Here is an 11,890-nt window from a genome sequence, read left to right as displayed (position 1 = left end):
TTTTAGCAGAAACAAAATACAGAAAAACCCCGAAAATTGCCAGTATTGACACTTTCCCGGGGTTATTTTATTGGTAATATATTGATTATTAAATATTTACAAGATTAAAGGGAAGCCTAAAGATTTATAGAAAAATAAGACGATGAGAATGTATGACCCCTTCGGGGTCGAACAAAGGTTTTCGTTTTTTTGATTTTCTATAAATCTTTAAATCCTTTGGATTTTAATCTTTCACCATCCTTTCCCAATAACTACCTCAACTGATTCAAAGTATAGCAAATCAAATTATTGAAAAGGTATTTGCCATCTGTACTTTCTATATCGCCTGTTTTTAGTTCATAGACATATCCTGCTTTTAATTCTGCTAAGGTTAAAGAAACGGTTTTGCCGTCGGCTGAAAGTTTGATGGATTGTACTGGAATGTCTTTTACATCAAATTGCTTTGAACCATAGGCTTGATGATATTCATAATAAAAACGACGGAATTTATAATTGAGTAAATCTTGTGCTTTGGCTGGGTCGAGTGGCAAAGAGAAGGTTAAATCAAAACCTGTTTTGGTTAGTTTCATTGCCATAATATCCAAATGCTTTTTGCCTTTCCAAGTAATGCGTTGAATACCTCTTGCTCCAACCCAACCGTGGTCGTTTTGTCCAACCCATAAACTTCCGTCGGGAGCAAAAGCCAGACGATTATTCCCGATTCGCATTTTTGAACCAAAATTTAAAGGAATACAAGCTCCTTGCATCGCACCGCCTACTTCTTCCATCAATAGTCGAATAACGTACTTATGATCCATGTCGCCAATCAACATTTGTCCGCCAAACATCCCAAATTTTCCTCCTGTATTTTCCAAAACGGGTTGTGTGGGCGAATTAGCAAAATATCCATGCGGAAACTGAATGGATTCTTTGGTTCGCATACTGTCTAATTGAGCAACGGGCAATTTAATGGGAACGACTCTTGGAAAATCTTCTTTCCAAATCAAGCCAGCAGGATGTCCGTAAAACTTCCCTTCTTCTACATGATACAATTTACTTGTTCCTAACCAGTCGCCTTGATTATCAGAAACGAATAATCGTCCTTGTGCATCAAAACCCAAACCATTTGGCGAGCGAAAACCTACGGCAAAGGGTTTTAAAATGCCATCTTTGCCTAATTTCATAATCCAACCACGATAAGGCACGCAAGAGTACATTCGTCCCGGACGAGAAAGTGAATCATATTTTCCCCGAATTTCATTTCTGATTCCTGCACCGTTTGAGGCTAAATTCAAAGCAATAAAAAGGTTTCCTTGTTTATCGGCAATTGGACCGAAGGCAAATTCATGGTAATTACCCGACATTCCAAAATCGTCCGTTACGGTTTGATAAACATCGGCTACGCCATCGCCATCGGTATCTTTTACACGAGTAAGTTCAGGACGTTGCATGATTAAAATTTCATGATTATTAATCACCATCATGCCCAAAGGTTCGTGTAAACCTTCGGCAAACATTTTCCATTGTTTGGTTTTCTGGTTGTACATCATTACTTCGCCACGGTGAAAACAGGCTACAAAACGTCCGTCAGGCATAAAACCGATTGCTCCAGTTTCAGCAACCAAACCGTCGGGCAAAGTAATGTTTTCTACTTCATAATAATTTGCCGCAGAATCTTTTGGCGTAATAGTTTGTGCATTTAGGCTTGCATTAAAAAACAATAAAGCCAACAAACAGCCTAATGCTGAGGTAAAAGTTCTTTTGTTGTGAAGATTATGGTTATTTTTCATCTTTTCATGGAAATACTAAGACGTTGAACATTAGCAGGAATACTGAGTACGCCATTATTGAATTTGCCTAATTTGCTTTGATACACGATGCCATCGTCGGTATTGACTAAAAAATAAAGCTTTTGTTTATTGTTCTTAAAAGTAAAATCTCTCATCAAAGTCTTGCCGTCGGCACTCAAACGAATCGTTTCGGTTACTTCTACTTTATCTAACAAATATTTAAAAGTTGGCAATCTTTTGTTGAGTTGATAACCTTTAAAATCAACGGTTGGAATGTTTTTTACATTGCCAATTCTGAAAGGAAAACCAGTTTTATCTCGCCAATATACTTCACCAACTACTTTTGTTAATTTACTTCCGTTGCCTTTCCATTGTTCTGAGTTATCCACAAATCCACCCGACCAAGCGTATCTTACATAACATTTACCTGCATCAAAGCAATAAGATTCCGTTTCGTTAAAAGCTACAGCAATGGCTGCTGGTCCACAGTCAGGCATAAAAGTACGATACAACAAAGGGTATTTTAATGGAAATGGATGTGGCGAAGGCGGTGCTGTATGATGCCCTTCGTGACTGATAACTACTGCTGTTTTTTGTCGTTGACCTTCGGGTACGTTTATATCTTTTTCTAAAGGAGGCAATGCTTTGTTAGTAGCATAAATTGCTCCGTACATCACAAAACCATGCCCGGGATAAGTACAGACATAAGGATAAATTCCTTCTTTTTCTAAAGTAAAAGTAATGGTATCTATTCTGCCCGGTTCAAGGATTTTGGTATTGGCAATAATCAAAGGAGAGTTGGGAACATAATCCATCGTTGCCCCTTTGTCGCCCAATTTCATGGCTTCTTCTACTACTTTTAGTCGGGCATTGGGTTTTGTTATGACCATATTGTGAGCCATGTCGTCGTGATTATCCAAAATAATCGTCAGACGAGTATTGGGTTGAACCGCCAAACGAGGTAAATCAAACTGTAATCCACCTAAAATTTTAACAGTAATGGTTGTATCTTTTTGTGAAAAGCCTTGCAGACTTATCAACAAAAAGGCACAAAGTACGCTTAAACGCATCATTTTTATATCTTTTAGCATTTCTGAAGCAGAGGAAATTGTATATTCAAGTAAATTTCAATTCGTAAATTAAGCATGATAGCGGAATTTCTCTTCATGTATTGTAGGTTTTAGTCTTAGTTTGTTAATTGGCTAAGGCTTTTAATATTTTGTAATAACTTTATGTAAGCTGTTTAAACATTCCTATTAGTGGGTGAATTAATTCACCCACTGATAGGAATGTTGGGAAATATATTGAGCCAAAGTCTCTTTTCTCTGGAGCTTTAAGGACACCATTTTATACTGAAAAATTAAAATTCAAACAGCTTTTACACATAAAGAATACTCTTTGTAAAATCTAATGGTTTAAAAGACAATCACTAACTATTATTTATTTCACTATTGCTACAGCATGAAATTTGAAAAGATTCTTCCCTCTGCTTTGCTAAAACCTTATATCAAACATTTGGTCATTTCGGAGGCTTCTGAAGAACAAACTTATAAGGTTTTTCCTTCTACTGGGCTTGTGATGGGCTTTCAGTATAAAGGTAGTTTGGCGTATCTTTCTCAAGACGGAGAAAATAAATTAGCAAGTACGGGTATTACAGGTTTGCAAGATGGTTTCAGAGTTTTTAAGAGTAATCCTAATATTGGTTCTGTGTTGGTCTTTTTTAATGAAATTGGTGCATCTTATTTTCTGAAAACACCTATCAATGAATTATTTGCGGAAAGTGTTTCGCTTGAGCATTTTATGAATCAATATGATTTAGAAAAAGTGGAAGAAGCCCTAAGCTTTGTCCAAAGCGATGAACACAGAATTTATCTTGTTGAACAATTTTTACTTGCTCATATTATTGAAAAGAAAGATGACCAGCTCGTCATCAAAGCTATTCAATACATTTATCATCATAAAGGAAATGTTAAAATCAAAGAATTGGCAAATTTGCTTTGTATCAGTCAAAGTCCATTTGAGAAACGATTCCGACAAGTAGTTGGTACTTCTCCTAAAAAATTTGCGTCAATTGTTAGGTTTCATGCCGTACTTGATAGCCTGAACCAAGTAAAATCACTGACTGAAATTTGTTTTGAAAACAACTATTTCGACCAAGCGCATTTTATCAAAGACTTCAAACATTTCACAGGAGAAACACCTGAAAAATTTATGAAGAAGAACGACAAGTAAACGATTTTTTACAATTTCAAGCCAAGTAAATCTCCCAAATTTGTATCACATTTAAACACAAAAAGACATGTTTACAATTAATCAAATCAAAGAGATTCACTCAAGAGTGAAAAGCGGTGCAGATTTTCCGCAGTATATTCAAAACCTTATTGTTTTAGGTTTAACAAGCTACGAACAGTATGTGTGCGACGGACATACAAAATATGTTGGAAAAAATAATTTTCAAATTGAATCGGAAGCGAAGTACGATTCATTAGTAATAACAGAAGAAGGCAATGTGGAAAAGCTGAAATATGCTTTAAAGATTCATCAAGCTGGCGAAACCGATTACTTTACTTTCTGTAAACAATCAGCCGAAGCAGGTGTTGAAAAATGGAAAGTTGATATGCTAGAAATGACGTGTATTTATTACGATAAAAAAGGTATGGAAATGGTTGTAGAACAAATTCCTAGTGCTTAATACCTTTTATCTTCGAATCTATTTTTATGAACTTTCATAGTAAAGCTAATATTATACTTACATAAGTATGCTTATACTCAAACGTTCTTTTTAAAAGCTATAAATTTACACCTTTATAGCTTTATCATTAAAATAAAAAGATATGAAAATATTAGCTAAACTAAGGCAGCAGCTTAAAATTAAGTTTGACGCTATTCAAAACAAAAAACTACAACGGGATATTTTGAATGCTCTGCCATTTTGGTTAGGAGCATTTATAACAGGAATTATGGCGGTGCTTTATGCAAAGCTATTTTCAATAGCTGAAACTGCAACTCATTATTTGTTTCACCTTGCCAACTGGTCTTTCTTTATTCTTACTCCTGTTTGTTTTTGGGTAGCTTGGTGGTTGGTGATAAAATTTGCTCCTTTTTCCAGAGGAAGTGGTATTCCACAAGTAAGTGCTGCTATTGAATTAGCTAATCCTAAACACTATTATAAAGTTGACAGCTTACTTAGTTTCAAAGTCATTTTCATTAAAATATTATCGAGCCTCATTATGGTCTTGGGCGGTGGAGTTGTAGGACGAGAAGGACCCACAATTCAAATTTCTGCTTCCATTTTCAAAATAATCAATGACATACTACCAGACTGGTATCCTAAAATATCAAAGAGAAATATGATAGTAACGGGAGCTGCCTCTGGGCTTGCTGCTGCATTTAATACGCCTTTGGGAGGAATTGTTTTTGCAATAGAAGAACTCACAAAAACACATTTTAGTCTTTTTAAATCTGCATTATTAACGGGCGTAATTATTGCAGGGCTTACTGCCTTGCACTTCTTAGGGCCTTACCTCTATTTGGGCTATCCTGCTTTAGATAATATTTCTATTTGGATTATCGCCTCAATTATACCACTTGCACTGATTACGGGCTTTTCGGGTTGTGGAATGAGTAATATTATTTTATATGTTTTCGGAAAAAAGAATGCCCTACAACACAACTACCAAAAAGTAATTTATATCATAATATGCGGGCTTATTATTGCTTCGATGGGTTACTTTTTTGATAGCAGAATCTTTGGTTCTGGAAAAGAAATAATGATTAGTTCTTTGTTTTCCAACGATAAACATTTGGAGTGGTATATGCCTATTTTACGAATTATTGGACCAATAGTTTCTTTTTCAGTAGGTGGTTCTGGAGGAGTTTTCGCTCCTGCCCTGAGTGCTGGTGCAAGTATTGGTGCTGTGATGTCAGGTTGGCTACATTTATCATCAACAGAAACTAATTTAATGATATTGTGTGGAATGGGTGGCTTTTTAACGGGCGTTACACGCAGTCCTTTTACTTCATCTATCTTAGTGATAGAAATGACCAACAGCCATAATATTATCTTTTATTTAATGCTCACTACACTCTTAGCTAGTTTAATTTCAAATCTGATGAGTAAACATACTTTTTATGATTATTTAAAAATGCAGTACATCGAAGAAATCCATAAAAGTGAGAAACAGCAAGACGTTACGAAGGAATAAGTATTCTCTGAAAATTTTGTTAAATACTTCTATTTTAAGGAGATACTTCATGAATGTTAAAACAATTAATTCAGTCGTTCTTTTTAATATGTTTACTAAACATCTTGACCATCATCTTACACAGTTTGGCGTGTAAGATGTATCTAATAAGCTCTCGAAATATTTTATAGAAGCGGTAACCCCTTGCGGTTACCGTTTTTATATAAACGAAACGGTAACCGCAAGGGTTACCGCTACAGAGAATTTGTCTATTAGTTTTGGTATTAACTCACAATTTTAATCCAAAAAATACTTAATAATTCGCCAATTTACTCTTCCAAATAATTCCGTTTTTACTTTCGTACTTATCAATAAAACCTTTATCGAATAAATCTGCCAAAATATCATTGGTTTCTTCCATATCTCTGCTACTCAAGAAAGAAAATTCTTTGCTGGTCATCGTCGAGAAATTGGTAAACAAGAAAATTGGATCAGTATTGAAAGTCCTTTTCTGAGCTTTTGGAACCAGTTTATGAATAATTTCTTCTAAATACTCATATTCTTGATAATCCTTACTGATAATTTGTTCGTTTTCGAGATTAGTAAAAATCAATGTTGGTAACACACCTACTTGCATATTTTGAGCTAAAGTCAAATCTTCTCTGAAAGCTTCTTGTGCTTTATTTTCATAATCATGAACAAAACGAGCTGAGTCTAAACCAACATCAAAAGCAGCTTTTTCAAGATATGCCATATCCACAATATTGATTTTCTCAAGGAAAAGCATTTCTTTAATTCTTCTCAAAAACAATAATGCTAAATCCGCATCTTGCATTTGAGCTGCTTTGAAAGCTATTGAAGGCGGATATGAAGAAGGCAGTGGGTCTTCAATCCAAATATCACCATCCAACGGAATTCCGTGAATCATACAAACTTCTTCCCAATGTGGTGCTACATCGGAAGGTTTTGTGATAGGTCCTCGCTCGTACTCATCCCAAGAAGGCAATAAACCTCCCATTCTATAATCAATCTTGATATAAGCACCATATTCTAATTTCAGCTTTCGCAACAAAGGCTGAACAACCCAACAAGTAGAACAAATTGGGTCCGTAAAATACTGTATATCAATCAGCTTTTCGGTATGTGCATCTTTGTCTTCTCTTTTTGAGATTAAAGGCACAACCATTTTATCGCCATCCACACTGAGTGGATTCAAAAACAATTCTTTTAGTTCTCTTCCTAAATAAATATGCTTTTTAATATCGTCTTGACGTTCGTCATAATATGCCTCAAAAGCTTCTTCAACATTATCTAAAGACAATAACTTTTCAGTCAATTTTTTAGCATCTAAAATTGCATTGGTCGTTCCAGCACTAGTAAAAGGTAAAGCCAAATGGGCTGCATCACCTATTAAAACCACATTGTCTGCATGAAATTTAGGTAATAATCCAAAGTCACGAGTATTCCAGATATAGCTTGTACTGAAATCATTGGTTTGCAATAACTCAGTAACTACTGGTGGGAAATCCGCCAATTGATAATTACAGAAAGCTTTTAATTCTTCTGGAGAACAGCCTTGGTTGCAATCTGCCTCAGCTACACTGTACTGCATAAACCAAACAAAGTCTTTTTCAGAAACAGGAATCATTCCGAAACTTAGTCCACGAGTACAGCTTTGATATTTTGTAAATATATTTTGATGCGAAGCACCTAATTTTTCGTTCGTACAAATCCCTACTACTTCTTTTACTTCGATAGGCGTATAAGTAACAGCACCCAAAATAGCTTCACGTACGGCAGAATTTCCACCATCAGCACCAACAAACACATCTCCGTATTCTATTTCACCATTGGTAAATTGGGCAGCGATAGCTTTACCATTTTCGTAGATAAAATGTGAAAAGCTTCTACCTGTTTTGAGTTGCTCTTTCGGGAATAAATCATATAAAAACTGTACTAAATCTTTTCGTTTGATACAACGCCAAAGATTTAGTTTTTGCCTTTTCACTTGTTTTCCATCTTGTCTGTTCAAGCTAAAAGCACCTATTTCTTCGCCTGGAAGACGAATTTCTGTATTAGCATTTAATTCATTTAAGATAGACCAACCATCAATGTGCATTAAAAACGCATGCCCACGGGTGGTCATTTCCTTGAATTTTTCGTTTACAACAACTTCAATATTATTTTTCTTGAGTAATAGTCCCAGTGTTAAGCCTGCGACGCCACCGCCAATAATTACTACTTTCATAATGTGTTGATTACTGTTTTAATTTGTGAAAGTGCTTGTGTAAGGATTTCATTTGAAGTAGCAAAACTCAAGCGAATATAGCCATCTGCACCTGCTCCGAACCATTCTTTTAATCCAGGCACTACGGCTACTTTGGCTTCATTCAATAATAGTTCATGTACTTCTTTGCTGGACTTTCCTGTTCCTACGATATTGGCAAAAGCCACGTAGCAGCCTTCAGGAGCAATACAGCTTACACCTTTCATGCTGTTAAGTTCAGTAACACAAAGCTGTTGCATTTCGTTTAAATGTGCTACAAAAGCTTGTAACCAATAGTCACATTCGTTGAGGGCGGTAGTGGCGGCTATCTGTCCTAATACGTTTGCTCCATGTACAGTAGATTGATGTAATGATACTTTTATTAATTTATCAAAAGTTTCTTGATTAGATGCCATCACCGAACCAATGCGTAAACCCGCCAAACCATACGATTTGCTATAACCTGTTACAGTAACAGTGCGTTCACGAATGGCTTCATCTAATGAGGCAATGCTGGTATAAGTATGTGGTGCATAAATAATATCACTCCAGATTTCATCCGACAAAATCGTTAAATTATGTTTACAAGCGATGTTTCCAAGTTGGAGTAATTCTGCTTTGGTAAATACTTTTCCTGTTGGATTAAGCGGATTACACAAGCAAATCAATCGAGTTTTAGGCGTAATTAGTTTTTCTAATGCTTCAAAATCTACTATGTCTGTTCCTGCTGGAATGGCAAAAGAAACAGCCTTTCCTCCCACCGATTCTATAGAATATCTGAATAGAAAATCGACTGGATCAAAAATGATTGCTTCATCATTTGGTTCTAAAAAAGCCTGACAAACCACATAAATTCCAAAAGCTGCACTATCAACTGGAAAAATATAAGCTGGCTTAGCGGGGATATTTCTCTTGTTTATGAAAAAATTAGCAACACTTTCTTTAAAATCAGGCAAACCGTCAGGAGGGCCATAACATAAGTAGCGATCTTTCACAAAACGAGTGATTGACTCTGCAATTTCTGGAGCACTCGGAAAATCAGGGTCGGCGGCCGTCAATGGAATTACTCCCTGTGGTACTGTTGCCCATCTTAAATTGTAGGCACGTTGTTTTAAAATTTCTAAATTGACAGAGCGACTATCAAACATTGAATGTTGTGGTTGGCGGTTAATTTATGGGTTTATTTTCTTAATTGAGCTTTGATAAAAGCATTCAAAAACAATGTTTTTTATGCTTGGTAAATTGTTTGGATGCTAAATATGTTGAATAAATGTAGAATTTACAATTTTATATTCACTTTTCTTTTAGAAATTATCATTTGTTCATACTAAGCTTTTCGATTTTCATCGTATAAGCGTTTTTTCCCATTTGGGTATCTTCAATAACCCATACGTTAAGGTTTAAAATTCGATACCAATAATCAATGTTCATTCCGATAATTTATCAGTTTGGGATGGCTTTAATTACAAAGATGAGCAAAGACTATTGAGCGTTTATTAAAGCAAAATTATGTTTCTATAAATTCATTTTAGGCGTTGATTATACTTTAAAAAACTAGATAATCTTGATACTTCCTGTTAATCATTCCTGAAAATCGTTCAAAATAGCTTTGTGAAAACGTTGTCGGGAACGATTGCGTAAAAAATTAAGCCAAAACATTGGATATTGTAATTGCTTACTCCTACTTTTGAAAATAATTTTTTTAATATTAATTATTACTTTTCTTATGTACAGACCACTCAAAGCTTCAAGCGATACGGAATTACTGGGTCTTTTGCTAGAAGACAATGAGACTGCTTTTGAGGAAATTTACAGAAGATACTTCCAAAAACTCTACGCTTTAGCTAAACGCAGACTTTACGATAATCAACAAACAGAGGATATTATCCATGATTTGTTTTTGAATTTGTGGCTGAATCGTCAAAAAATACAGATTGATTCACTGCCAAACTATCTTATGAGAAGTGTAAAGTACAGAGTTTTAGATGCACTCGACCATCATACGGTAAAACAAAATTTTCTGGATTATCAATTACACATCAATCAAAGCTCCAACATTACCGAAGAAAACATCCTCTATGCCGATGCTATGCGGCTGTATCAAGAAAATCTTACAGTATTACCCGAAAAATGCCGAGAAGTATTTTTGTTGAGTAGAGCTGGGCTTTCTCAAAAAGAAATTGCAATCCAATTAGGCATTTCTGAAAATACTGTCGAAAACCACATTGCCAAAGCTTTACGCTTATTGAAGTCTCGTATGGCTGAATTTATTAGTCCAAACGCCCTTTTTCCTCTCTTTTTCTTCCTTTTTGAAAATTAATTTCAAAAATAATCATATTCAAGTAGTGGAACTGTTTTCCTTAACCGACAAGTAAGTTAAGGAGTAAATAGTATTTTATTGATAAAAAATAGCAACTAACATGATTCAAGGTGAATTCAAGGATGATGATGAAATCATCAATTCGCTCAAGCAAAAATATACTCCTGATGAAATCAAAAAACTGTTGGATTGGTACAATGCCTTCGACGACAATCAAGACGGAGTTGAAGAGCATACAGAACCTGAAGAAAGGGTTTGGGAAACATTACAACAAAACCTCAACAGCGAAGCATTAGAAACATCCGTAATTCCTTTGTTTAATCGCAAAGTAATTCGTTGGGCTATTACTGGTATTGCAGCCAGTTTCCTGGTATTGTTAGGCTGGTTTTGGCAGCCGCAAAAAGAAAGTAACCTACAGGAAACGGTTGGCTTCAAAGAAGTTTCACAAAAAGAACGTTCGTTGTGGCAATCATTCACCAATACTAGTAAAGCAATTCATGAATTAGCTCTGCCCGATGGAAGTAAGGTTTGGTTAAATCCTTCAACCACCATTTTGTACAAGATTGTAAAAAATGCGGCAACCAGAGATGTGTATTTAGAAGGAGAAGCTTTTTTCGATGTAAAACCGAATAAAGAACAGCCTTTTTATGTGAAAAACAAAGGTCTGAATGTAGTGGTGTTGGGAACAAGTTTCAATGTGGTGGCATCTTCAAAAGATGCAAAATATGAGGTTTCGGTGGTAACGGGAAAAGTAAAAGTAAAATACCAAGACCCTGAAAATAGCGAACGTTTCAATCAGGTAATCATTACGCCACAACAACAAGTAGTAATTCAGAAAGAAGAGAATACTTTAGAAACGCATGATTTAACTCTTGAAAAAAGTAAACACCGCCAGCTTTGGGAGCCAATCAGCATCAGTTTTGATGAAGTAGCACTTGATAAGGTATTAACCCGACTGGAAGTAGAATATGGTATGACCATCCGTACTCCCAACATGAATATTCGTAAATGTACCCTTTTCGCCAATTTCACCAACCAGCGTTTACCCGTGATGATGGATATTATTTGTAGTTCTATCAATGCTACTTATCAAATAGAAGGCAATGAAATTACGATTATTGGCGAAGGCTGTTTGTAGTAGTTATGAGTTATGAATTGTGAATTATGAGTGAAGAATTTTAATTCAAAACGCTAAAAAGCAACATCCTGTTTAGCAGAAATTTAACCAAGTATTTTATTATCAACCAATACAATTTCAAATAAAAAAAGAGGGCTTGAAGTGTTACCAGCACCCAAGCCCAAAAATTACCCCCAATCATTTCCTAGGTGATTTAAGAGTAATGTAGATTTC

9 protein-coding genes are annotated in these 11,890 nt (G+C 35.4%); 5 read left to right on the top strand and 4 right to left on the bottom strand.

The window, feature by feature from the left end:
* Positions 1 to 251 precede the first annotated feature (251 nt).
* Positions 252 to 1,769, bottom strand: a complete 1,518-nt coding sequence (locus VB776_RS13700; protein ID WP_323697269.1) for a DUF7133 domain-containing protein — start codon at positions 1,767 to 1,769, stop codon at positions 252 to 254.
* Positions 1,766 to 2,860 carry a plastocyanin/azurin family copper-binding protein gene (locus VB776_RS13695; RefSeq protein ID WP_323697268.1) on the bottom strand — a complete coding sequence of 365 codons (1,095 nt, stop codon included), beginning with the start codon at positions 2,858 to 2,860 and terminating at the stop codon, positions 1,766 to 1,768. Before VB776_RS13695 ends, VB776_RS13700 begins: the two co-directional genes overlap by 4 nt.
* A 370-nt stretch (positions 2,861 to 3,230) precedes the next feature.
* On the opposite strand from VB776_RS13695, the gene VB776_RS13690 reads away from it, so the two are divergent.
* The 3 genes from VB776_RS13690 (at position 3,231) to VB776_RS13680 (ending at position 5,974) form a co-directional block, all read left to right on the top strand.
* A complete protein-coding gene (locus VB776_RS13690) occupies positions 3,231 to 4,001 on the top strand; it encodes a helix-turn-helix domain-containing protein (RefSeq protein WP_323697266.1) in 771 nt (256 codons plus the stop codon).
* Positions 4,002 to 4,068: 67 nt separating this feature from the next.
* Complete coding sequence (locus VB776_RS13685; protein ID WP_323697264.1) at positions 4,069 to 4,461, top strand: DUF1398 domain-containing protein; 393 nt, start codon at positions 4,069 to 4,071, stop codon at positions 4,459 to 4,461.
* Between the two features lie 142 nt (positions 4,462 to 4,603).
* Complete coding sequence (locus tag VB776_RS13680) at positions 4,604 to 5,974, top strand: chloride channel protein (protein WP_323697263.1); 1,371 nt, start codon at positions 4,604 to 4,606, stop codon at positions 5,972 to 5,974.
* Between the two features lie 292 nt (positions 5,975 to 6,266).
* Here VB776_RS13680 and VB776_RS13675 read toward each other — a convergent pair whose 3' ends face one another.
* Both VB776_RS13675 and VB776_RS13670 read right to left on the bottom strand, forming a co-directional pair.
* On the bottom strand, positions 6,267 to 8,201 hold the full coding sequence (locus VB776_RS13675) for a DsbA family protein (protein WP_323697262.1): 1,935 nt from the start codon (positions 8,199 to 8,201) through the stop codon (positions 6,267 to 6,269).
* Positions 8,198 to 9,367: a pyridoxal phosphate-dependent aminotransferase gene (locus VB776_RS13670; RefSeq protein WP_323697260.1), complete on the bottom strand. Its 1,170-nt coding sequence runs from the start codon at positions 9,365 to 9,367 to the stop codon at positions 8,198 to 8,200. The genes VB776_RS13675 and VB776_RS13670 overlap by 4 nt, the downstream gene beginning before the upstream one ends.
* 578 nt (positions 9,368 to 9,945) lie before the next feature.
* Here VB776_RS13670 and VB776_RS13665 point away from each other — a divergent pair.
* The gene (locus tag VB776_RS13665) at positions 9,946 to 10,539 is read left to right on the top strand and encodes an RNA polymerase sigma-70 factor (protein ID WP_323697258.1); all 594 of its coding nucleotides are present in this window, start codon (positions 9,946 to 9,948) and stop codon (positions 10,537 to 10,539) included.
* Between the two features lie 100 nt (positions 10,540 to 10,639).
* Positions 10,640 to 11,677, top strand: a complete 1,038-nt coding sequence (locus VB776_RS13660) for a FecR family protein (protein WP_323697257.1) — start codon at positions 10,640 to 10,642, stop codon at positions 11,675 to 11,677.
* Positions 11,678 to 11,890 lie beyond the last annotated feature (213 nt).

This window comes from Arcicella gelida, assembly GCF_034931025.1.
GTDB classification, from domain to species: Bacteria; Bacteroidota; Bacteroidia; order Cytophagales; family Spirosomataceae; genus Arcicella; species Arcicella gelida.
The sequence above is the reverse complement of the archived record's forward strand: the minus strand, read 5'-3'. Positions and strand labels throughout refer to the sequence as shown.